General features: G+C 53.5%; 11 protein-coding genes. All 11 read left to right on the top strand.

All coding sequences use genetic code 11. The features are described from left to right. Nucleotides 1-32: 32 nt before the first annotated feature. The 11 genes from AC0YNW_RS19225 (at nucleotide 33) to AC0YNW_RS19175 (ending at nucleotide 24,712) form a co-directional block, all read left to right on the top strand. On the top strand, nucleotides 33-251 hold the full coding sequence (locus AC0YNW_RS19225) for a VOC family protein (RefSeq protein WP_475833551.1): 219 nt from the start codon (nucleotides 33-35) through the stop codon (nucleotides 249-251). 588 nt (nucleotides 252-839) lie between these two features. After that, nucleotides 840-5,354, top strand: coding sequence for an amino acid adenylation domain-containing protein (locus AC0YNW_RS19220; protein WP_475833323.1), 4,515 nt, complete (start codon nucleotides 840-842; stop codon nucleotides 5,352-5,354). 27 nt (nucleotides 5,355-5,381) lie between these two features. Beyond that, entirely contained in the window at nucleotides 5,382-6,632 is a 1,251-nt protein-coding gene (locus AC0YNW_RS19215) for a macrolide family glycosyltransferase (RefSeq protein WP_475833322.1), read from the top strand. Beyond that, a complete protein-coding gene (locus AC0YNW_RS19210) occupies nucleotides 6,619-9,717 on the top strand; it encodes a cyclic peptide export ABC transporter (protein ID WP_475833321.1) in 3,099 nt (1,032 codons plus the stop codon). Before AC0YNW_RS19215 ends, AC0YNW_RS19210 begins: the two co-directional genes overlap by 14 nt. 38 nt (nucleotides 9,718-9,755) lie before the next feature. Continuing rightward, the gene (locus tag AC0YNW_RS19205) at nucleotides 9,756-13,496 is read left to right on the top strand and encodes a non-ribosomal peptide synthetase (RefSeq protein ID WP_475833320.1); all 3,741 of its coding nucleotides are present in this window, start codon (nucleotides 9,756-9,758) and stop codon (nucleotides 13,494-13,496) included. A gap of 15 nt (nucleotides 13,497-13,511) precedes the next feature. Further along, nucleotides 13,512-14,786 (top strand): ACP S-malonyltransferase, encoded by a 1,275-nt coding sequence (fabD, locus tag AC0YNW_RS19200; RefSeq protein WP_475833319.1) that lies wholly within the window; start codon nucleotides 13,512-13,514, stop codon nucleotides 14,784-14,786. Nucleotides 14,787-14,823: 37 nt separating this feature from the next. Beyond that, nucleotides 14,824-18,723 carry an SDR family NAD(P)-dependent oxidoreductase gene (locus AC0YNW_RS19195; RefSeq protein ID WP_475833318.1) on the top strand — a complete coding sequence of 1,300 codons (3,900 nt, stop codon included), beginning with the start codon at nucleotides 14,824-14,826 and terminating at the stop codon, nucleotides 18,721-18,723. After that, nucleotides 18,716-22,123: a beta-ketoacyl synthase N-terminal-like domain-containing protein gene (locus AC0YNW_RS19190; RefSeq protein ID WP_475833317.1), complete on the top strand. Its 3,408-nt coding sequence runs from the start codon at nucleotides 18,716-18,718 to the stop codon at nucleotides 22,121-22,123. Before AC0YNW_RS19195 ends, AC0YNW_RS19190 begins: the two co-directional genes overlap by 8 nt. A gap of 11 nt (nucleotides 22,124-22,134) precedes the next feature. Further along, nucleotides 22,135-22,398 carry an acyl carrier protein gene (locus tag AC0YNW_RS19185; RefSeq protein ID WP_387475894.1) on the top strand — a complete coding sequence of 88 codons (264 nt, stop codon included), beginning with the start codon at nucleotides 22,135-22,137 and terminating at the stop codon, nucleotides 22,396-22,398. A 24-nt stretch (nucleotides 22,399-22,422) separates the two neighbouring features. Further along, the gene (locus tag AC0YNW_RS19180; RefSeq protein WP_387475897.1) at nucleotides 22,423-23,565 is read left to right on the top strand and encodes a radical SAM protein; all 1,143 of its coding nucleotides are present in this window, start codon (nucleotides 22,423-22,425) and stop codon (nucleotides 23,563-23,565) included. 19 nt (nucleotides 23,566-23,584) lie between these two features. Then, the gene (locus tag AC0YNW_RS19175) at nucleotides 23,585-24,712 is read left to right on the top strand and encodes a hypothetical protein (protein WP_475833316.1); all 1,128 of its coding nucleotides are present in this window, start codon (nucleotides 23,585-23,587) and stop codon (nucleotides 24,710-24,712) included. The last annotated feature ends 47 nt before the right edge of the window (nucleotides 24,713-24,759 follow it).

The following is a 24,759-nucleotide window of genomic DNA, read 5'->3' as shown; positions in this document are numbered from 1 at the left end:
AGGATATTCACTTATTCGAATAAAGGTGTAATCTGCCTGAAAGCGAGTGGTATCATGTACAAGTCGGACTGATCATCTGGTATAATGTTTCAAACTTGGAGCGCACGATTTCTTTCTACACGAACGGCCTCGGTTTTACAGTGGATTATCAGGATGAGCCAAGCCCAAGACCTGGCTTTACCTATGCGCTGGAGGCCGGTTCAAGACCGGCGATACGCAAGATGGAAGGGGATCTTCTGTCTCTGTTATAACCCCGCATAACACCGGACTGTTCCGGTGTTATGTTTGTTTATAGATTTTTCGAAAGATTCATGGCAATATTGTAAACTTGTCGATATAAGTATCGCATTTGTTGACGCGTGGAGAAGAACTCTGTTATATTATTTCTAAATTCGCATGAATCTACTAAATTTACTTTTTACGGAATCTATTAGACGCTGTGAAGTCGAATGAACACATAATATGACGAGCAACCTGTAACAGGACAAGCACTGATCCTTACCGCCATACATTCCTGTCGCATACCACCACGGCAACTACCCGCATCACCGAGATGGAGCACGTATTCTACCACGACAATTACCTGCAACACCCAGAGTGAACCCACAATCCATCACGACCATTACCCGCACCCACCTGGAATTGACCCGCATTCATCTAGAATGATCCCGCAGCCCTTCAAGCATTTAACTGCTTGCAACGTGACAACGTCATATGTACCCGCACTTTGGACAAGTTATCTCATTCGCCATTCGTTTGGCGTATGCGAGCTTATAATTAGACAACATGAATCGGCCCGCTTTCACGTTCCGTTACACATTAACCCGGAGGTGATTCGGATGTCTTTGCGACCAGACGTTTCCCGTAACGTCTATGATGCTCTGCCGCTTTCTCATCCGCAGAAGCGAATCTGGTATTTAGAGAAGATTTTCCCTGACACGTCCCTTTCCAATATCGGCGGACCTGTAAGAATCAAGGGTCAAGTAAACTTTCAATGGCTAGAGAAGGCAATCGGACATTTTGTTGCCAGCCATGATGGCATTCGTCTGCAGCTTGAGGAGTCCGATGGCGAAGCAAGGCAGTACGTAGCGGAGTATACACATCGGCCGCTGGAGCTTTTTGACTTTTCGCTGGAGCCGGACCCGGAAGCGGCGTTTTGGGACTGGATCAATCAAGAGGCTGCTGCTCCATTTAAGCTTACGCATTCGCCGCTCTATTGTTTTGCCCTGTTCCGAATAAGTGCGGACGACTGCGGCTACCTGTTCAAGTGCCACCATATCATTTGCGACGGCTGGTCCACCCAGATTATGACCTTGCAAATTGCGAATCACTATACGTTACTAGCGCAAGGCGGCATGGCTTCTGAAGGAACTGAACAGCTGCCGTCCTATCTCCACTATTTGAACGACGAGCAAACTTATCTGCAATCCAAGCGATTCGAGAGAAACAAACTTTATTGGTCTCGTAAGTTCAGTGCGCTGCCGGAAGGACTGGCTGCGACTGACTCCTTCCAGACAGAAGGGCGGCGAACGACAATCGAGCTGGATCGGCAGCTGTCCCTGCGCATTCGCGCAGTGGCGGATCAGGCTGGCGTGTCGCTTAATACGTTTTTTATACTGGTTTACTTTACGTACAGGTATAAGCGGACGCACCAGAACGATCTTGTTGTAGGAACCCCGGTGTTAAACCGGTCGGGCAAGAGGGAAAAAGCGATGTTCGGTATGTTCACCAGCACGATGCCATTCCGGTTCCTCTTGAACCCGGAGACGTCGGTGGCGGAATCGCTTGTGCAGCTGCAAAGGGAGCTTATCGATAATTATTTCCATCAGCGCTATCCCTATGATCTGCTCGTCAGGGATTTGGACCTCAAGAAGAAGGGATATGACCAGCTATATCACGCTTGCGTCAATTATTACAATACCAGGCTCACCACCAGCATGAACGGCGCGCCTGTCGAAAATGTAGAGTTTTACAACGGCCATCAAGCCTATGAGCTTCAGTGGGTCATTAAGGATTGGTCCGATACCGGCGCATTGACGCTCGATCTGGATTATCGGATGGATGTGTATGCCGAAGAGAAGATTCACGATATGGCAGAAGAATTGCTTGCATTAATGGACGGGATGCTGGCTTCACCGGATGCCAGCATCGGCAGTCTCTCGCTGTTGTCGGAGCAAGAGAAGCATAGGCAGCTTACGGAGCTGAACGATACGGCTGCCGAGTATCCGCGTGACAAATCGGTCGTACAGCTATTCGAGGAACAGGTACGATTAACGCCAGAACGGATTGCCGCACAGCATGACGCCGGAGCACTCACTTATCGCGAGTTGAACGAAGCGGCCAATCGGCTGTCCCATCGCCTGCTGCGTAACGGTGTCGGCAAAGAAACGACAGTCGCCATATGGACCCATCATTCCGCAGAGACGGTCATTGCGATATGGGGTGTGCTGAAGGCAGGCGGCGCATATGTGCCGATCGATCCCGCTTATCCGGAGGAACGGATTCGGTACATGCTGGAGGATTCCGGCGCCAAGCTTGTCTTGACTAATGTAGACGGGATTGAAGGACAATTCCCGGTACCATTCCTGGATGTAAGAGCTGCGTCCAGCTATGACGATGAGCGTTTTAACCCGGAAGTTCGCCTAGATCCTAACGATTTGGCCTATATCATCTATACCTCCGGCTCAACAGGCCAGCCGAAGGGAGCGATGATCGAGCATCGCGGGCTGACCAACTACATTTGGTGGGCGAAGCTCATGTATGCGAAGGAAGACCCTGCGGTATTCCCGCTTTATTCCTCGCTGGCATTTGATTTGACGGTTACATCCATTTTTACGCCGCTTATTTGCGGGGGAATGATCCTGGTATACCGGGATACGGGCGAAGAATTTATTGTTTATCGCATCTTAAGAGACAATCGGTGTACGGTGGTCAAGCTGACGCCCGCGCATTTATCCCTGCTGCAAAATATAGACTACCGCCATTCGTCCGTAAGGCGGTTTATCGTTGGAGGTGAAGATCTTAAAACGAGCCTGGCTCGCAACATTTATGACAATTGGGGAGGCCAAATTGACGTCTTGAATGAATACGGTCCGACGGAGACGGTCGTCGGATGCATGATCCATCGCTTTGATCCGAATGAAGATTTGCGGGCATCCGTACCAATCGGCATACCTGCGCATAATGTAATGATTTATTTGCTTGATCCGTATTTGAATCCTGTGCCAGACGGCACGCTGGGCGAGATGTATATTTCAGGGGACGGGGTGGCAAGAGGCTACCGGAACCGGACCGACCTGACGAATGAACGGTTTGTAGACAATCCATTCCTTCCGGGCAAGCGCATGTACCGTACAGGCGATCTTGCGAAGAGGCTTCGGAATGGCAAGATTGAATATGCTGGCCGCACGGATCATCAAGTCAAGATTCGTGGGCATCGAATAGAATTAGCCGAAATTGAAAAGACGCTGCTGCAGGACACTCGCGTGCGCGATGCGGTCGTTATCGATCGCGAGCATCCTGACCAGAGCAAGTATCTGTGCGCGTATATCGTTACTACCGGACTGCTGGAACATGCGGAGCTGCGGCAAAGCCTGTCGTCACAGCTGCCGTCGTATATGGTTCCATCCTATTTTGTACCGATGGACGAGATACCGCTCAGCGTGAATGGGAAAGTCAATCGCAAGCTGTTGCCGGAGCCAGAGGCGGCTTCGAATAGCCATATACCTCTCCAGGAGGGACGTAATGACGCGGAACATGCGCTGCTGCATGTACTGGGCGAGCTGCTTGGTATCCGTCCTATCGGAATCCGGGACAATTTCTATCATCTCGGAGGCGATTCAATCAAGGCCATTCAAGTCGCCTCAAGGCTGAACGGGATGGGCTACGGAATGAAAGTCAAGGAGATATTGGGATCTCCTGTTATAGAGGAAATGGCCGGATTCATGAAGCCTCTGAGCGAGGGAATGCGTTATTCGCAGACCCAGGCAGAGGGCTCGATTTCTCCATGGCCGATCGCTTCCTGGTTTCTCCGCCAGAACTTCCAGGAGCGGGGGCATTATCATCAATCCGTCTTACTTGCGTTCAAGCAGGAAGCGACAATAGCCGAGCTGGAGCATGTGCTGCAGAAGCTGGTCGAGCATCACGACTCGCTTAGAATCGCTTATGTTCCTGACCGCAATTCATTCCATTATGCCAACGATCCTGACCACAAGGTACAGGTCAGCTTTCTTTCTTTAACGGACTGCTCGGATGAAGAGCAAGCTGTCGGCATGGCACGGATCGCCGAGGCTGTGAAGGGCGCCTTCGACTTGCAGGAAGGACGACTGCTTCAGGGTTGCCTGTTCGATCTGGGTGCGAGCGGCAAGCGCTTGCTGCTTGCTGCTCACCACCTCGCCGTAGACGGCGTTACATGGCGCATTCTGCTGGAGGATCTGGCTATAGGCTTGCAGCAGCTCCGCGCAGGTAAGCCTGTGAAGCTTCAGGATAAGACCGCATCCGTGCAAGCTTGGTCCGAGCAGCTGCATCAGTACAGGCTTCCGGATGAAGAGCGTTCGTATTGGCGGTCCGTTGCCAGCGGACTGCGGACCATTCCTTCCGATATTGAAGACGGCCGTGATGACATGGAAAGCGCTAGAACAGTCTCGTTCGAATTAACAGAGGAAGAGACCGGTCGCTTGTTGCGGGACGCCCATTCCGCATACGGTACGAAACCGATGGATGTGTTCATTGCGGCGCTTGGACAATCGCTGTTTGAACAGTTTAAGCAGGATCAAGTCGGAATTGAGCTGGAGGGGCATGGGAGGGAGCCGCTTGGCGATTCCGTTGATATTACCCGAACGGCAGGATGGTTCACTTCGTTGTACCCGTTAAAGCTGATGAATACATTAAGCAGCCTGCCGGCATGGATCAAAGCGGTGAAGGAGCAGTTAAGGCAAGTGCCCAGCAATGGAATCGGCTTTGGCTTGCTGCAGCAGCGGGGCGATATCCCTGTCGAATATGGCGCAGACAAGCTGGTTCGGTTTAATTTCATGGGCGACTTTGACAGCGAGTTTCGCAATGAATGGTTTCACTTGGCCGAGGAGTCCAGCGGTGCGGAGTCGGGCAGGCGCAACGCCCTGACGGCGCTCATCGATATTCATGCGATCGTCGTCCGCAGCAAGCTGCGGGTATCGGCAACCTATAGCGCTAACCGCTTTTTGAGTTCGACCGTAGAGTCGTGGATGCAAGCCTACAGGAATAGGCTGGCAGCTGTTGTTGCCCATTGCTGCGAGAAGGAAGCGGCAGAATATACGCCATCGGACTTCGATACGATCAAGCTGTCGCAGGATGAGCTGGACAGCCTTCTGATGTAACTAACGAATGAGTAAAGGAGGCATCTGATGTCTAAAGTCGTGTTATTCGGCGTGGATCTGCACGGACACGTCAACCCGACGCTGGGTCTGGTCTCCAAGCTGATCGAGCGCGGGGAGGAGGTTGTGTATTACTGCAGCGACGCCTTCCGCGACAAGATCGAACGGGCAGGCGCATCTTTCCGCAGCTATCGGGGGTTGCTCGGCTTCAGCACGCACAAGGGGAGCGGGATTGATACCTTCCTTGTATTCGCCGACTTTCTGATGGACCGGAGCCGAATACTGACATCGGCGCTATACGATGAAGTCGCTCAGCTTAGTCCTGACTATGTCATCCATGACGCCTTCGGTTTATGGGGGAAGGAAATAGCTGCAAAGCTGGATATACCGGGCATTGCTTTTTTTGCCAACTTCCCGTTTATTGACGAGATGGCGGACCGCGACCCCGAGTTTTTTATGGAATATGTTCTGCGGGCGCAAGGCGACCCGCTCTATGAACGGAATAGAGGCAAGCATGATGTTTATCGGAAGCTGCTGGACCGTCTCTCCGGAATGATTGCGCGGAGGTACAACCTGCCGCCTATGAATGTGATTAATGATGTGTTTTGCAGCAAGCAGCCGCTTAATCTGTTATTCACTTCCAGGGAATTTCAAATTTATGAGGATGTCTTTGACGACACGCATCTGTTCGCAGGTTACTCGTTGTATCCGCGCTTGGAGCCCGTAGATTTTCCTTACGAGCTGCTGGACGGCAGGCCGCTGATCTATATTGCATTCGGCACGATTCTAAGCGATTTGAATGATGCCTATGAGACGTGTTTTTCCGCGCTTGGCGACAGCCGCTATCAGGTTGTCATGTCGGTGGGCAAGACCGATCTGGCCCGGCTGCGGGGGGAGATTCCGGCTAACTTTATCGTCCGTTCTTATGTGCCCCAACTCGACATATTGAGCCGTGCAGCTGTCTTTATTACCCATGGAGGCGCCAACAGCATCTACGAATCGTTATGCAGCGGTGTACCGATGGTTGTTCTTCCGCAGGTCTTCGACGAGTATATGGGGGCGCTGATGGTCGAGCGGGCGGAAGCAGGAATCTATTTGCGCGATGCGAGAGTGGATGCGGATAGCTTGAGAGAGGCGGTAGACCGGGCAGCCTCCTTGCCGGAATACAAGGAAGGCTGTACAAAAGTCCGCGATTCGTTCGAGCGGACGGGCGGCCTGGATCATGCTGTAGATGAAATAATCAAATTTGCGAAGCAGAAGGTGTACGATGATGCCTATTAGACGTTGGTTGTTGCTGGTTGCCAGTTTCGTCATTCTCTTATCCGTCAGTCAGCCGGGAATAGCTTCCGCCGCAGACTTGTCCGGCAAGGAAGCGGAGATCGAGCAGTTTATTGAGAAAAGCTGGGACAAATCAAATATACCGGGCATGTCCGTCGTGATTGTCAACGGTGGACAGACGGTGTACCAGAAGGGATTCGGTCATGCGGACGTAAGCCGTGACGTGCCCGTTACGCCCGATACGCTGTTCGAGCTTGGTTCGACAAGCAAGGCTTTCACGGCGCTGGCGGTCCTGCAGCTGGAGGAAGAAGGGAAGTTGAATCTGGACGAGAATGTCTCGGCATATCTTCCTTGGCTGGAGCTGACTTACAAAGAACAGCCTGCTGCTGTTACTTTGAGACAATTTCTCCATCATACTAGCGGCGTGCCCTTCGAGACAATTGGCGATATCCCGGTTGCGGATGATGAGGGGGCGCTTGAGCAGACGGTACGAACACTAATTGGGCTTGAGCTTGATCGTCAGCCCGGCGAGCAATATGAATACGCAACGATCAACTATGACGTGCTTGGATTAATTATTCAGAATGTGTCCGGACAGACGTATGAGCAATACGTGCAGGATCGGATATTAGTCCCGATGGGCTTGACATCGACGTTCATGTTCCGGCAGGAAGCGGAGCAGTATCAATTCTCCAAAGGGTATAAAGTCAAAATGCTGCGCACGGCAGAATATGATGCGCCCATGTATCGGGGCAATACTCCGGCAGGCTATATCATTTCGAATGCGACCGATATGGCCAAATGGCTTAAAATCCAGCTCGGCGTGGAGGAGGCTGCACAGCCCTTCGCCGGACTGCTGGAGAAGTCGCATCTCCCTGACCGGTCGGTGCCGCCTGGAGGCGACGGATCATCCTATGCGGCAGGCTGGAGCGTCTACCAGGACGGATCAGGCGAAATCTCGCATGCCGGAGGCAACCCGAACTATTCCTCTTATTTTGTATTTCGTCCGGAGGATGGTGTTGGCGTAGCCGTGCTTGCGAACCTGAACTCGCCGTATTCGGGAACGATTGCCCAAGGCATTATGAATCTCATTGTCGGCAAGGAGACGCCTGATCCTGTCAGTGACCCATACAAGGGAATCGACAATATGGCAACCTTTATCCTGTTCGTTCTCATTCCGGTAGCATTGCTGGTGTTATGGAAGACAGGTACGGTCGTCGCGCAGGCGGCGCGCGGGACACGCCGATACCAGGGCAAGCCGATATCGACTGTCTTGCAGTTGCTGATGCTAACGGTCTTTATCGGTGTTATGGCTTATTGTCTGTACCGCATTCCGGACATTATGTTCTGGGGATTGAATTGGGATTTCGTTCTCGTATGGGCGCCTGACACTCTTCTGTATGCGGTGATCATGCTGCTGGCGACCGTCGTCCTGTTCGGCTTGTACATGATGTTTTCAAGCATGTTCCCGAAGCCCGGCGACCGCTCTATGTTCGCTCTGGTGCTGCTTAGCATCGCCAGCGGCTTCGGCAACGCCATGATTATCTTTATCGTGAATGAGACGCTGAACCGCGGCGTTGAGGATTTCCAGGGTGGTCTGTTCCTATACTTTGCGTTCGGCATTGGCGTCTACGTTGTAGGGCAGAAGCTGGTGCGGACGAGGCTCGTGAAGATTGCCAATGATATGGTCTACGAGACGCGCATGGAGCTGCTGGGAAAAATTCTGAAAACCTCCTACCAGCGTATCGAAAACGTAGAGGACGGGAAAATTCAAGCTTCGCTCAACAATGATACCGAACGGATTAGCGGCTTCTCCAATGTGGTCATCACAGGAGCTACTGCCTTGGTCACGCTCATCTGCTGCTTTGTCTACATGGGCATTATCAGTCTGCAGGGATTGCTTATCGCTATGGTCTTTATCGTATTGGCGGCTGGACTGCACTATGTTACGGGCATTAAGGCAAACAAGATTTGGGGAGAGACGCGCGATATTCAAAATGTGTTTTTCCGCTTCATTAACGATTTGATGAATGGCTTCAAGGAGCTTAGCCTGAATGCGCGCAAACGAGCTGGCTTCCAGAGCGATATGGAGGACAGCTGCAATACATACCGGGATAAGCGCATTAAGGGCGATCTCCAATATGCCAATGTCAACGTCATCGGCGAGCTGCTGTTCACGTTTGTCATTGGTTCGGTGGTGTTCCTGTTCCCGCTGCTGTTCAGCGAGCTGAAGGAGCATACGCTTCGCAATTATGTCTTTGTTTTGCTTTACATGACAGGTCCGATCCATGGCATATTGAATACCATTCCGAACGCCATCCAGATTCGCATCAGCTGGAACCGCATCAAGCAATTATCGGCGGAGCTGGATACGATCGAAGCGGAGAATGAGAAGAAGAGATCGGAAGAACCGCTAGCTCCCGCGTTGCTGGAGCTTCGCTCCGTAGCTTTTCACTATAGCAACAAAGAAGGCGAGACGTTTTCGGTCGGGCCGATCAACTGCGACTTCCGCCCGGGCGAGATTACGTTCATTACAGGCGGCAACGGAAGCGGGAAGTCGACCTTGGCGAAGCTGATTACCGGTCTCTACATTCCAGCGGAGGGTGAAGTCCGGCTCGACGGCGAGCATGCGGATTCCCAAAGTCTCGGAGAGCAGTTCTCCGCGATATTCAGCGACTTCTATTTGTTCCAGAAGATGTACGGCATCGATTATTCGACCAAAGGGCTGGAGATTGAGCGGCATCTTCGTGAGCTTCAATTGTTTGACAAGGTACAAATCGAAAATGGTTCCTTTAATACGACCAAGCTTTCCACCGGACAGCGGAAACGGCTTGCGCTATTAATCAGCTACCTGGATGACCGTCCGTTCTGCCTGTTCGACGAATGGGCGGCCGATCAAGACCCGGAATATCGTGCTTATTTCTATCATCAATTGCTGCCTGATCTGAAAAATCGGGGCAAATGCGTCATTGCCATCACACATGATGACCGTTACTTCGACTTGGCGGACCAGACCATCAAGATGGAGATGGGACAGGTGGTTGAGGTGAAGTCCCGGCAGCTCGCAAGCAATGCGGTCTTATCCTGAACGAAAGTTTCTAGCTATAGCAGGGAGGGTGGGGAAGCATGACGGAGAAACGGCTGGATCGGGCGAATGTTGAGGATATGCTGGCGCTGACGCCAGCACAGGAAGGGCTTTTGTTTCATTATGCAAGCGGCCGCCATCAAGAGGATTATGTCCAGCAGCTTATGGTCAGGTTCACCGGCGAATGCCGGATGGACCGGCTGCAGGCTGCCTGGGAAGAGGTAATTCGGCGTAATGAAATGCTTCGCACCGTATTTCGGTACGAGAAGCTGGAGCGACCGGTGCAAATTGTATTGAAGCAGGCGCAAACACCGATTCGGATAGTGGACTTGTCCGAGAGGGCGCAAGCGGATAGAGCGCAAGGGCTTCAGGAAGAACGCGAGCGCGAACGGAGGCATGTGCCGGATCTGGAGACGGCGCCGCTGCGTGTGACGTTATGCAAGCTTGCGGACGGCGAAGGCGAAATGATTGTCACCTGGCATCATATCCTGTTCGACGGCTGGAGCAACGGCATACTGCTGAAGGAGCTCTTGCAAGGCTATCGGAAGTTGTCTATGGGAGACAGCTTGATAGTGCCGTCTGGCAAAACGAGGTTTAAGGAGTTTGTGAAATGGCATCAGAGCCGCGATCGCGATGCGCAGCGGATGTATTGGCAGCGCGAGCTCGCGGATTGGACGGAGCGAACGGTCGTAGCGGAGCCGGTTTCCCATGCCGGGGAACGCGCAGGAGGGGAGCCGTACCGGAGGAAGCTGCCGCAAGCTGAGGCGGAAGCTATGGTACAGTTTGCGCAAAGTCGCGAGGTTACCCTTGCGGCGCTGCTGTACGGTGCATGGGGATTGCTGCTCTCCCGCTACAGCCGGACGGATGACGTCGTATTCGGTACGACGGTATCCGGGCGCGTGCCCCATATTCATGGAATAGAAGAGATGGTAGGGTTGTTCATCAATACGATTCCGCTTCGTGTGCAATGCGGCACGGACATGTCCGTGGATCAGTATATTCGGCTCGTCAATGAAGGGCTGAAGCGCAGGGAGGATTACGAGCACACGGCATTGGTTGATATCGGCACCTATAGCGGGCTTAACCAGAGAGAGCCTCTGTTCGACACCATTGTTGTTCTGGAGAATTATCCGCTGGACATGAAGCTTATGCAGGACGAGCTGCTTAAGATTGAGCATTACGAGATGACCGAGACGACCCACTACGGGATTACGGTCGGCATACAGACCTTCGAAGGCATAGAGCTGGAAATAGCCTATGACGGGAGTCGATACACCAAGGCTTTCATCGAACGGCTGGCCGGCCATTATTGCCAGCTCATCAAGGGGATGACGGCGGTTCCGGAGCGAGCAATTGGCATGATCGATATGATCTCAGAGATCGAGCGGAATGAGATTTTGCATCATTTCAATCGAGAGATAACCACTGCATCAACTGAACCGGTTCAATCCTTGTTCGAAAAGCAAGCATGCGAGACTCCCGCCCGGATAGCGATTATAAGCAGCGGAAGAGAAGTGACATATGGGGAGCTCAATGACCGGGTTAATCGTGTTGCCGCCGAATTGAAGCGAAGAGGCGCGGTCTCCGGGGAGCGTGTAGCGATCCTTATGGAGCGTGACGAGCATCTGATCGCTGCGATGCTGGGCGTTTTGAAATCCGGCGCGGCTTATGTGCCGATAGATACTTCTTATGCGCCGGATCGTATCGCGCAAATCTTGCAGGACTGCGATGCAGGGCTGCTGCTCGCTGCGCCTGATGTTGCGGAGCGGTATGGTTATCGCGAAAAGTGCTTGAATCCGATAGAGGTATCTCTTTACGAAAAAGAAAGCCAGCCGTTAGATGCAGCACATACTTCAAACGACGCGGCTTATATTCTATACACATCCGGCTCGACCGGCCGGCCGAAAGGCGTTGTGGTCGAGCATGGTAATCTGCTGGCGTATGTACGAGCCTTCCAGCATGAATTCAAACTGACGGAAGAAGACGGCTTTCTCCAGCAAGCGTCCTGCTCCTTCGATCAATTCGTCGAAGAGATGTACCCCATCTTGCTGGCAGGTGGCAAGCTGGTCATCGCGGACAAGATGGATGTGCTGGACCCATCCAGACTGGAGAGACTTCTTCGAGATGGAGGCGTAACGGTCGTATCCTGCTCGCCGCTGCTGCTGAATGAATGGAACAGACAGGACGGATGGGATGGCGTCCGGATCTTTATTAGCGGCGGCGACGTGCTTAAGCCGGAATATTATGCCAATCTAATCAAGCGTGCAGCCGTGTACAACACTTATGGGCCGACCGAGGCGACCGTATGCGCGACATACCATCGCTGCTCACCAGAGACGCAGGGCTCTGTTCCGATCGGCAAACCTATATGGAATTACAGGGTGTATGTGCTGAATGCGGCCGGTAAGCTGCTGCCGGTCGGCGTTCCAGGGGAGATCTGTATTGGCGGCGAAGGCGTGGCCAGAGGATACTTGAATCGGCCTGAGCTGACTGCGGGAAGCTTCGTGGATGATCCGTACCTTGCGGGAGGGCGCTTGTACAAGACTGGCGACGTCGGCAAGTGGCTCCCGGACGGCAGCATCCAATTTCTCGGCAGAGCGGACGAGCAAATCAAAATTCGAGGCTATCGCGTAGAGCCCGGCGATGTCGAGCATCATCTGCTGACTCATCCTTCTATTGAGGACGCCATTGTATTGACGGCAAATGACGCATATGGCCAAAAGGCTCTAGCGGCTTATATCGAGAAGGCTTGTGATGATGCGCTGTTTGCCGAGGAGCTTCGCGAATATTTGGAGGCCAGGCTGCCTGCTTATATGGTACCGTCGTACTTTTATATCATTCCGGAAGTTCCTCGGACGACCAACGGCAAGACTGACAAGAAGGCGCTGGCCGACATTGCGCAGCCGCTGGATCGCCGCTCGCGGGCTGATGTGCCGCTAAGCGGGACGGAGTGGAATATTCGCCGAGTCTGGCAAGAGGTGCTGAAGCTGGAGGACGTCGGATTGCATGACCATTTCTTCGACCTTGGCGGCAATTCGATTCTGCTCATGCAGCTGCATGGCAAGCTGGAGAAGGAGTTCGGATGGGGACTTAGCATCGTTGACTTATTCACCTACTCTACCATTTACAAGCTTGCCGATTGGATGGATAACCGAAATACCGCGTATGACGAATCGGTGTTGGGAGGCTACCAGACGCTGCCGGAGAGCTTCTTTGCCCGCAATCCGCAGGCGAGCGGCTTGGGCTCCGTTCGCTTTCATATTCAGGGTGACCTCTACAGCCATGTGAGGTCTATTGCCGGGGAGCACAGTCTTCACGCGGGAGATGTAATGGCGTCTGTATTCGCTTATCTGTTCGCAGTCAGAAGCGGCAGTGGCGTTGCTGTCCTGCAAGTACTGCTGGAAGGGGCGGAGCAAGTATCGCCGTGGCAAGTGCGACTGGATGCCATATCGGGCTTCCCGGATTTGTTCGCGGCTATCGGCAAGCTGAGAGCGTCTGGCGATTCGGTCCGCTATCCATTCAGCAGGGCGGGAGAGATTAAGGCTGCCAAGGGTGAAGCGGAGATCCTGCCGCTAATCGGCTATGGAGAGCTCCAAGCGGATGCGGCACTGCTGGATACGTACGAGCTTATCATTGCCTTGGAAGAGGCAGAAGCTGCAAACCAACTGACTGTTCATATGAAATTTAATGATAGACGCTTAAGGAAAGAAGCTGTTCATGAATTGGCTAGCCAAAGCGTGGATGTACTCCGTCAATTGACGGAAAGCCGCATTCTATCATAGAGGGAGGAATGGAGGATGAGGAAGCTAGCATTGGTTTTTCCGGGACAGGGCTCCCAATATGTCGGCATGGGAAAATCGCTGTTCGACCGTTATCCGTCCGCCAGAGCGGCCATTGAGGAAGGCAGCGATGTGCTGGGATTCGATTTGCGCAAGCTGATGCACGAAGGCCACCCCGAGGAGCTTACCCGTACGGAAAATGCGCAGCCTGCGCTGCTTGCGACAAGCGTTGCGGCATTCCGGGTCTATATGGAAGAAATCGGCGTTACACCTCTCTATACGGCTGGGCATAGTTTGGGAGAGTTCTCTGCGCTGACATGCGCAGGTGCGATAGCCTATGCCGATGCGCTTCGCCTTGTGAGGCGGAGAGGCCAGCTCATGCAAGAGGCGGCTGCTGAGGGTATGGGTATGATGTGCGCGATTATCGGCTTAAGCGCAGCGGCAGTAGAAGCCGCATGCTTGGATGCGAAGGCGGGCAAGGACGAGAGAGCAGCGATCTCCAATTTCAATTCGCCGGAGCAAATCGTCATATCCGGACACCGTTCAGCGGTCGAACGGGCTGCGAATCGATTGGAGCAGGAGGGCGGGAGAATCGCGTATTTGAACGTAAGCGCGCCGTTCCATAGTGCGCTCATGAAGCCAGCCGCCGTCCAATTCGAAGAGGAGCTGCGTGCCTATCGCTTTAACCGCTTCAAGTGGCCGGTCATCTCTAATGTGACAGCTAGGTCCTATGAGTCCACTGAAGAGATTGCCGGTCATCTGTCGGCTCAACTGACAGCGCCGGTGAGATGGGCGGAATCCATGCAGTATTTGTCCCGGATGGGCATCTCGGCGGCAGTGGAGCTTGGCGCAAAAAATGTGCTGACAAGGCTCATGAAGCCTAATGTGCCGACGATCTCGTGCTATACGATCGATAACGATGGCGATATCGGTACCGTACAGGAGCAGCTGACAGCTGAGATTGCGCTGCAACTGCGTACGAACGCCAGACATAATGTGGTGACTCTGTGCGTGGCTGCGGCTGTATGCACTCGCAATCGCAATGACAGCTTATCCGAATATGAGCAAGGCTTTATGGAACCGTACCTGCGCCTGCAGCGGCTTCAGGAGCAGCTGGATGAAGAGGGAGAAGGCGCCATGCCTTCTCCGCAGCAATCAGAGGAGGCCTTGACGCTGCTAAGAGGCATGCTGGAGACGAAGCAGGTACCGGATGCTGAGCGGCGGGAGAGGTTTCAAGCGATTCTGGAGAAGTCGGGAACGGAGACGCTTTTTGCCCAATATGCATTCGTCTAATGCATAGAAAAGCCACAATATGCGGAGGTGAAGGGAAATGGATTTTGGTTCGATCAAGCTAAACGACACCCCTTTGCAATCATCCGGCGATGTCACCTTTGAGGATGTGTCGCAATCGGACATTGCGATCATCGGTATTGCGCTGAAGCTCCCTCTGGCGGATACGGCGGGACAGTTCGCGGCCAATCTTCGAGCGGGACTTGACTGTGTCCGGCCAATCCCCGCCTCGCGCCGCAAGGATACGGACCGCTACTTCCGCTGGATTGGCAAAGCGGAGAACGAGGTGCCTTACGGCGAAGCGGCTTTTTTGGACGAGGTGGACAAGTTCGACTACCGGTTCTTCAAGCTGTCGCCCAAGGAAGCCAGCTTGCTTGATCCTAACCAGCGACTGTTTCTTCAGACGGCCTGGAGTGCGATTGAGGATGCGGGCTACAGTGGCGAAAAGCTGAAGGAAAGCCGTACCGGCGTCTATGTGGGCTATGGCTCCGATTCGGATTACAAAAAAATAATTCAAGATGTCGAGCCGGAAAATATGTCGCTCGCGATGACCGGCAACGTGCGATCCATTATCGCCAGCCGCTTGTCTTATTTGCTTGATTTAAGAGGGCCGAGCCTGCTGGTCGATACGACTTGCTCATCGTCGCTGGTCGCGGTGCATCTGGCATGCCAGGCCATCCGCAACGGAGAATGCGATATGGTCATTGCCGGAGGCATTCAGCTTCATCTCATTCCGGTGCGGGAGGCGGAGGTCGGCATTGAATCGACGACCTCGCGCGCAAGAACATTCGATGACAGCTCCGACGGGACAGGGACGGGCGAAGGGGTTGTGGCGATTGTATTGAAATCGCTGGAGAAGGCGAAGGAGGATCGGGATGCGATCTATGCCGTCATCAAATCCAGCGCCATGAATCAGGATGGCAGCTCGGTAGGCATTACAGCGCCTAATGTTCAAGCGCAAGAGGCTGTTATCGTAGAGGCATGGAAGAAGGCGGGCATTGATCCCGCGACAATTGCTTATATCGAGACGCACGGCACCGGGACGAAGCTAGGCGATCCTATCGAGATCGAAGCGATTCAGCGGGCGTTCCGGAGATATACCGACAAGCGGCAATTTTGCGCCGTGACATCGGTCAAGAGCAATGTCGGACATCTCGACAATACAGCAGGAATTGCAGGGCTCGTCAAGGCGGCGCTGTCGCTTCACGACAAGCGGATCTATCCCTCGCTTCATTTTGAGAGGCCGAACAGCGAGATTGATTTTGCGCAATCGCCTGTATATGTTAATGATCGCTTGATCGATTGGGAGCGTGAAGACGCGCCGCGAAGATGCGGGGTCAGCTCCTTCGGCATGAGCGGCACCAACTGCCATGTCGTATTGGAGGAGGCGCCGGACACTAGCATGCCTCCATTCACACCGCCCGCTAGCCGTCCGCTATGCTTGCTCGTCTGGTCTGCCCAGACGGAGACTGCTTTGAACGGGCTTATTAGCAGCTTTCTGGACTGCTTTGACCGCAATCGGCAGATGGACGTGGAGGATGTCGCTTATACGCTGAGTGTTGGAAGATCGCATTACAAGCACCGCATAGCCATACTTGCTTCCAGCCTGGAAGAAGGAGTTGGACTTCTGCGCGGAGTCGAATGGAACCAGCTGTATGAACAAGGCGAATCGGCTACAAATATGCTTTCGTCAGCAGCTGGGAGTGGTAAGCCAGGAGCGGAGATAGAGAGAAGCGTAAACGCCGGATCAGTGGAGGAACTGCTGCAGCGGTATCGTTCCTCGGCTGGGCAGCCTGACGAGAGCCTGCTTCGGGAGCTGGGTGCGGCATATGTCGGCGGAGCCTCCATTCCATGGGAGTCGCTGTATGCCGGGAAAAAGCGAAGGCGTGTCCATCTGCCGGCCTATGCCTTTGACCGGGAGCGCTGCTGGCTCGATATTCCGGAACCGGAGCCGAAGGAGCAAGCGGCAGATCCGGGCAAGCGGCAGCTGTTCCATCACCGTGTATGGGTGGAGGCGGCGATCTCGGCAGTCCATGAGACCTTCTTGCCGCGAACGATTTTGATCTTCAAGGATGAGGGCGATACCGGCAAGCGAATCGCTGATCTTGGGAGAGCAGCCGGATGCCGCGTCATTGAAGTCGGAATAGAGGAGCGCTATGAAGAGATAAATGGCACATCCTACCTCATCCGTGATGATGATGCTGACCATGCCCGGCTATTCCAGGATCTGAGGGAAGAGCGGATTGACCGGATTCTGTATCTTCGTTCGTTTGGAGAGTGCCCGGAGGCAGGGACGCTGACAGAGCTGGATAACCAGTTGAGTCGGAGCGTATACGGTTTGTTCTTCCTCATGAAGGGACTCGCTCGTGAAACGCTAGTTGGTCCTGTTGAAGTCATAGCGGTCACGCTGCAAGCCAATGCCGTTTATCGCGAAGAGGAGGGTCTTGTTTTTCCCCCATCCCAGGCGATGATCGGACTTGGGAAGGCAGCCGTCTGGGAAAACCGGCAAGTACGGCTGAGGTGCATCGATCTGGATACAGCATCGGATGCAGTCAAGGTGATATGGAATGAAACGATCCTCCGAAGGAACGACAGCTATACGGCAGCTTATCGGAATGGCGTGCGGTATACGGACCGCATTCATCCGTTAGAACTGAATGAGCTGCCCACATCCGGCATTGAGCTATCGAAGGATGGCATTTGTATGATCACCGGGGGCTTGGGTGGTATCGGTCTTCAGATCGCTAGGCAGCTCGCTGCCGAAGGAGCAGGACGGCTCGGACTGATCGGGCGCAGCGTCTTGCCACCACGCGAGGAATGGGATGCGATTTTGCAGGAGAGGGCGAATGCCAAGCTTGCGGCATGCATTGAGACCATCCGGGAGATTGAGCTGGCGGGCTCGCAAGTGATTACAATCGAAGCCGATGTCGCAGATCATGATCAGTTGGCGACAGCAATAGAGAGCATGCGGGGACAATATGGCCGTATTGCAGGTGTCGTCCATGCGGCAGGAATTTCGGCAGGGAATCTGATCGGCAAGCTCACATTGGATGAATTCAAGCAGGTTACCGCTGCGAAAATTCAAGGTACTTGGCTGCTGGACCGGCTGACAAGGCAGGATGCTCCCGATTTCTTCGTTCTCTTCTCCTCCGCCATTACGCTGGTAGGCGGTGTCGGCTCAGGGCCTTATACGGCGGGCAATGCCTACTTGGATGCCTATGCGGCTTATCGAAGCCCATACGGCAGAACGATGGTTCTGAACTGGCCAACTTGGGATGGAACCGGGATGGCCGCAGGCGCCGAGACGGACGAGAACAAGGAGATGTTCCGTCTGCTTGCCCCGCATGAAGGAGTAGAGGTATTCGGACAGTTGCTCTCCCGAGTGTGCAGGCAAGTCTATGTAGGAGAATGGAATGAACAATCCGACATATTCGCATTAGGCGACTTGCTTCCGTTCCGCCGCATGGAGACTAGCCGCCCAGCCGTCGGCTCCACCCAGCCTGTACCGCCAAGAAGGTCAGCGGCTAGCGCTGTTCCCATTCGCCTGAAGGGCAAGTCGGCGGGCGGCTACAGCGAGATTGAGCAGCATGTTGCCGGGGCTTGGAAGCAAGTGCTTGGCTATGAGGAGCTGGATGTCCACGCCAACTTCTTCGAGATCGGCGGGGATTCCATTCTGATTACGAAGATTCATGCGTTGATCGAGGAGAAATATCCGAATCGGACCACCATCGCGGATATGTTCTCTTATCCTACCATTGCCCGAATCTCTGATTATTTGGGCGGTATGGCGGCAAGTGAATGCGGATTGGATAATGAGGCGAGCGGCGAAGAGCAATTTGACCGGGAAATGATGCATTTGTTTGAACAGATTGAACGAGGCGAGCTGTCCATCGATGACGCGGTAAGCATGTATCATTCGCTGGAGGTGGCCAATGGATAACGTCATACGCGCAATATTCGAAAGTGTCGGGGCGGGTAAGCTAGAGGCCTCAACCGGTCTGGAGCTGCTCAAATCCGTGAAGAAACATCGTCCGAAGCCCTCCAAGGACATTGCGGTCATCGGACTGGCGCTGAAGATGCCCGGCGCGGACAACCTGGAGCAATACTGGAACCATATTGTGGCAGGGAGAGACTTGATTCAGCCGTATCCGGCGGCCAGACAGTCCGATTCGGAAGGCTTCATCCGAACGTTCACTCATTTAAGGAGGGACGACATCCGGTACAGCTACGGCGGCTATCTGAATCGAATTGATGGTTTTGACTACAGTTTCTTCAATCTGTCACCTAAGGAAGCGTCGCTAATGGACCCCAATCAGCGATTGTTCCTTCAGACAGCTTGGGAAGCAATTGAGGATGCGGGCTATGGAGGCAAGCGGATTAGGGGCAGCCGTACCGGCATCTATATCGGATTCGCAGACTGGCCTGTCTACGGACAATATGTATCCAAAAACTTTCCATCTCAGATCGGTACCGCTAGCGCGGGAAATACCCCCTCCATTATGGCTGGAAGGATCGCACATATGCTGGATCTGAAGGGCCCGGCATTGCTGGTGGATACCGCGTGCTCGTCATCACTTGTTGCGGTTCATCTGGCCTGCACGGCGCTTCGCACCGAGGAATGCGAGATGGCGATCGCCGGGGGCGTGAAGGTTTGCCTGCTGCCGGTAGAGGGCTTGTACGAGATCGGCATCGAATCGTCTGCAAGACGGACAAGCGCCTTCGACGATGACTCGGACGGTACCGTATGGGGCGAAGGAACCGTCGCCTTCCTGCTGAAGCCGCTTGCCAAAGCTCTACAAGACGGTGATCCCATCCATGCCGTCATTAAGGGAAGTGCAATGAATCAGGATGGCGCATCGGCAGGTCTTACGGCACCTAATGCGGCAGCGCAGGAGAGGCTGCTCATTCAGGCTTGGCGGGATGCGGATATTGATCCCGAGACAATCGCGTACATTGAAGCGCATGGAACGGGAACCAGACTGGGCGACCCTATCGAAGCCGATGGCATCCGCCGCGCCTTCCGAATCTTCACCGGCAAAAGCCAATTTTGCGCCATCGGCTCTGTGAAGACGAATGTCGGCCATCTGGACGCGGCGGCTGGGGTTGCAGGGTTGGCCAAGGCGATAGCGGCCTTGAAGTATAAGACGCTGCCGCCGACACTTCACTTCGCAAAGCCGAACCGCAATATTCCGTTCCACCAATCGCCGCTTTATGTGAACGATCGGGCGCAGGAGTGGGAGCCGGAGAATGATCCGAGACGCTGCGGCGTTAGTTCCTTCGGCTTCAGCGGCACGAATTGCCATATCGTGCTGGAGGAGGCGCCGGCTGTGTCAGCGGAAGGCAGCACTGGGCATCAGAACGGCTTGCCCTATCTGCTGGTGCTGTCGGCGAAGAACAAGAATGCGCTGGAGCAATTGACTGCTTCATATGCATCGTCGCTGCAAGGGCAGCATCTAAGTCTTGCCGATGTATGCTATACGGCTGCAACAGGCAGAGGACATTACAATACCCGGCTGGCGATTATCGCGCAGGGACTGCCCGAGCTGCGGGAAAAACTGGCCAGGTTAGCCGATTACGGCTTGGCAAGTGATGAGCGGATCGGTGTTTATTATGGTGAGCACAGGCTTGCGAGCGGACACCGTGCAGCGCGGTCAGCAGGCGAATTGACGGCTGAGGGGCTGCAGCGCTTGTCTGGCGAAGCCGAGGAATACGTCAGTCAGTTGATTGAACATCAATCGCCTGGCATCGAAGAGCTGAAGCGGCTAGGCGAATATTATTGCCATGGCGCTGACGTGGACTGGAGCCGGGTATACCGCGGCGATATTCAGATGAAGGCCAGGCTGCCTACCTATCCTTTCCAGGAGGCAAGGTGCTGGGTCGAACCGCTTGCGCAGGAAGCAGTTGAAGATGCGCTGGCGATCTCGCAGGAGAAGCCACTGGCCGAGCCGTTACAGAAGCAACCGGCTGCCGCAAGGCTGTCGGGAAAACCCGAAAGCGAATATACAGAGCTGGAGCTCAAGCTGGCGCAAGCCTGGGGCAGTCTGCTTGGAGTCGAAGAGATGGATGTCGACGATACGTTCTTCGCGCTTGGCGGCAACTCCATCCTGGCCATTCAGCTTGAAGTGGAGCTGGAGAAGGCAGGAATTCCGCTTCAATCGGATGATCTTTACCGTTACCCGACGATTCGGCAGGCCGCCAAGTGGCTGGAGCAGGGAACCGCACAGCCATTAAGCATTGGCGCACAACCACAGGACGAAGCCATGTCGGCGGTAGCCAGTGCTGCGGAGCAAGCGAGCGCTGACTTGTGGACGACTTCCGGGGAGCGCATCATCCTGCCGCATACGGAGCCGTTCAATGAGCTGTATTATCGAAACTGCTTCTACAATTCGTTGTTTCCGGCTGTCCGGCATTTCGGCAGGAGCATCATGCCGTTCCTGTTGAATGATCTGATCGTATTCAGCCGCCCGGGGAGCAGCAGACGACCTTTTGGGATCGATTATGTATCCATCCTGCCTCTTGATGAGCTGTTCCGCTTGCAAGGTCTGCACGTGGTCATGCAACATGACCACCAGTACATCCTCTCCGAGACGATAGAGAGCCTTCGGGCCGGGAAGCCGGTTATTGTCTGGGTGGACAGCTATTACGAGCCGATTCGCAAGGATACGTACGGGAAGCGGCATGTCGATCATACGCTGCTCATATTTGGCTTCGATGATGAGCTGCGTCAGTTCCATATCATCGAGCATGATCGGCAAGAAAATCTGTCTTATGCAGCTCGTACAATTGGATACGAGGATTTGGTCCGTTCTTCCCTGGGCTTTGCCGAGAACTTCAGAGACGGGCTCAATCGGCCTAGCCATTACATGCTGGGCCGGGTTCAGCCAGCTGGCTCAACGGACTTCGTTGACGCCGAGTCCGAGAATTTTTTTGCAAGGAGTCAGCTTGAAGGGCGCGAGCGGCTAGAGGATAGCCAGCGCGTATTGGCAGAGATGGTCGAATGGGCAGGGGACATCGTATCGACTGAGGAGTCATTTCATAGAGAAGCGGAAAGCCTGGTCGAACTGTTGAATGAAGTTATGAACGCAAAGCAGGTAGAGCGATACCGGCTCACTCAGACCTTCGGCGAGAGCGATGAGCTGTCTCAGGCTTTCACGAGCATCGTGAGCAGTTGGGAGACGGTGCGCAAGAGCGCTGCCCGGTATATGTACATGCGCAAGTATGAGGTTGCAGCCGCACAGGCTATTGCGGACAAGCTGACCAACCTTGCCCGCAGTGAACGGGACTTCCAGTTACGTTTGTTCGCTAGGCTTAGTAGGGTGCTCGATAAAGTCAACTTTTAGGAGGAACAGATATGGTGATCAATACAGAGGAAGAATTGAGAGAAAAGGTAATCAATCTGTTAAAAGACAACGTGGATGATCCGTCCGCATTGGATCAACTCGGCCCGGATGATGAGCTGTCTGCGCTTGGCATAAATTCGCTTACGTTCATTAAGCTGGTTATCGCAACCGAGATGGAGTTTGGCGTCGCCTGGAAGGATGAGGATCTGGATTTCCGCAATTTCAGCAGCATCAATGCCATTATGCAGTATATCGCCACGTCGAGTGAAGAATAGCCAATACAAGGAGGGATTTCTTATATGTTGACGAAAGCAGGCAGTCTTGGTGGAACAGCGCTAGTCGAGCATGTCCAAACTTTGAAGCCGGAAATTAAACAGCTTACGTTGTTTCCTTCGGAAATGTGCAACTACCGTTGCAGTTTCTGCCATATCTGGGGCGAGACCGGCTGGGCGCTTAAGGAGCCCCAACGGGCCATTCGCGAGCAGCTGGATATCGAGGTCTTAAAGAAATTCCTTCATGATGTAACCGAGACGAACAAAAACCTTAGCGTTATTGTGACTGGCGGAGAGCCGATGCTGTACAAGCATTTCACGGAGCTGGTGGAGTATTTGCGCAGCCGCAAGGCGAATATTTATTTGCTTACGAACGGTTCACTGATTAAGAAGCAGGTTCAGTTCATTATGGAGAATATTGTGGCGATGAACATATCGATTGACGGGCCGGAGGAATTCCATGATTCCATCCGCGGCAAGGGCAGCTTCAAGACGATCTGCGAAAACATCGATGCTCTTATCGAAGAAAAGCGCAGACGCAAAAAGATGTTCCCTTTCATTAATATCACGATGGTTCTCTCCAAATACAACTATCACAGCATCAAGGATTTTCTCGGCGCGCTGCGCGAGCGATTCAAGGACGCGAATGTCGTGCTTCATGATTCCAAAAACCCATGGCTGAAGCGCCGCGACTTGTCGGTCAACTTCGCGCCACTGTTGTTCACGACGCAAGAGCGGGGACTGGCGTACGCCGAGCAGATGAAGGAGCATCTGAACTGCGATGTGTCTGCCGGATGGCAAGGCTTTGTAGAAGAGGATATCGGTATTGATACATTAGCGCTCAAAAAGGATCTGGAGGAGATCTGGGAGTCCGAGGGCGTCGATACATCCAGCTTCGTGGATATCCATGAATATTTCACCGATATCGACAATGTGTTCGGGCGTACAAAGTGCGTAGCGCCATGGCATGAGATGGTTATTCGCAGGACAGGCGAAGTCTATCCTTGCGTTGACTTGCCGGACTACAAGTATGGCAATATCTATGAAAATACGTTCCAGGAGATGTGGGAGGGCGAGCGTGCGACCAGCTTCCGGGAATATTTGAAAACGACCAATCTGATGATGTGCAATCGCTGCACGAGAATGTTCGCCGACAAAGAATCGTTCTAACAGAGGAAGGGGACCATTGATGAGCAACGAAGCTGTGCGTAGAGAGGCCAGTGAGTTCGACGGCGTGAGGAAGCTGCCTTTTACTATTCCGGACGTATACGGATTTCTGGGACATGCTTACGTGCTGGGCATTCTTCAAAACTATGAGGAGTGCAAGCCATGGATTTACACCCATTACAATCAGCTCTATATCTCCAAGGATTATGTCGAGATCGGGGAGTACCGCCTCGACTTTTATCCCAATCTCATGGTTCTGTTCAGCAATGTGCCATGGCTTCAGTATCGGCAGACGAATAAAGATATGCTTGCCGACCTTGGCGTCGATATCCATGCCTTCTTACAGCGGCATATTGATGAAAAATTTTATTGCTCGACGTATGTGGATGAATACTATATCCCGAACTCGATCAGCAACGAAGTGCATCATTTCAGTCACGATTTGATGGTGTACGGCTACGATCTGAACCGCCAAATATACAATGTTGCAATCTTTGATAAAAACAGGCAGTTTTCATTCCAGGAGGTAACCTTCGAGAACTTTGGCCTCGCTTATCACAACGATACGGGGCAGAAGGGAATCAGCCTGTGCCGCAAGGTAGAGCCGCGTGAATATGGCGGTTCGCGGTACGGAGCGCAGCTGGGAAAATTCGATCTGGAGCTGCAGACGATGCTGGACAGCATGAGTGATTATTTGCATAGTGTCAATACATCCAAGCGATTAAGATTCTACTTTCAAAGCATTGAAGGGTACTATGGTCTCGATATCTATACGGGGCTGCAGGAATGCTTCCGGCTGCTGGCTGAGGGCAGCATTAATCTCGACGTCAGGCCGCTTCATATCTTGTGGGAGCACAAAAAAATGATGACGGCCCGTATTCGTTACTTGCAGGAACAGGGGGCGCTTAGTGAAGATAGCGCGGCTCTGGAAGGCTATACGCGCTTGGAAGGCGAGGCGATGGTGCTTCGCAATATGCTGCTGAAGTATTTCTATTCTCGTAACAATCAGACGCTCGGAGATATCGCGAATCGGCTGGGACATATGAGGACCGCAGAGGAGCAGGTGCTGACTGCGCTGGTGGAAGAGCTGGGCAGACGCAACAATCTGATCCCTTATCAATTCGAAGAAGCAGTGAAGCTAGAGGTTTAATCATCGAGGGAGGACTTCGTAACGGAAGTTCTCCCTAAGATCGGCAG

The sequence above is a fragment of the Paenibacillus sp. J31R120 genome (assembly GCF_056269225.1).
Note: the sequence above shows the minus strand (reverse complement) of the source record. Positions and strands in the feature narration are given on the sequence as shown.

Bases quoted from the DNA above. Each gene is read 5' to 3' on its own strand.
- AC0YNW_RS19220 (WP_475833323.1), top strand. From the start codon at position 840: ATGTCTTTGCGACCAGACGTTTCCCGTAACGTCTATGATGCTCTGCCG.
- AC0YNW_RS19215 (WP_475833322.1), top strand. From the start codon at position 5,382: ATGTCTAAAGTCGTGTTATTCGGCGTGGATCTGCACGGACACGTCAAC.
- AC0YNW_RS19210 (WP_475833321.1), top strand. From the start codon at position 6,619: ATGATGCCTATTAGACGTTGGTTGTTGCTGGTTGCCAGTTTCGTCATT.
- AC0YNW_RS19205 (WP_475833320.1), top strand. From the start codon at position 9,756: ATGACGGAGAAACGGCTGGATCGGGCGAATGTTGAGGATATGCTGGCG.
- fabD (WP_475833319.1), top strand. From the start codon at position 13,512: ATGAGGAAGCTAGCATTGGTTTTTCCGGGACAGGGCTCCCAATATGTC.
- AC0YNW_RS19195 (WP_475833318.1), top strand. From the start codon at position 14,824: ATGGATTTTGGTTCGATCAAGCTAAACGACACCCCTTTGCAATCATCC.
- AC0YNW_RS19190 (WP_475833317.1), top strand. From the start codon at position 18,716: ATGGATAACGTCATACGCGCAATATTCGAAAGTGTCGGGGCGGGTAAG.
- AC0YNW_RS19185 (WP_387475894.1), top strand. From the start codon at position 22,135: ATGGTGATCAATACAGAGGAAGAATTGAGAGAAAAGGTAATCAATCTG.
- AC0YNW_RS19180 (WP_387475897.1), top strand. From the start codon at position 22,423: ATGTTGACGAAAGCAGGCAGTCTTGGTGGAACAGCGCTAGTCGAGCAT.
- AC0YNW_RS19175 (WP_475833316.1), top strand. From the start codon at position 23,585: ATGAGCAACGAAGCTGTGCGTAGAGAGGCCAGTGAGTTCGACGGCGTG.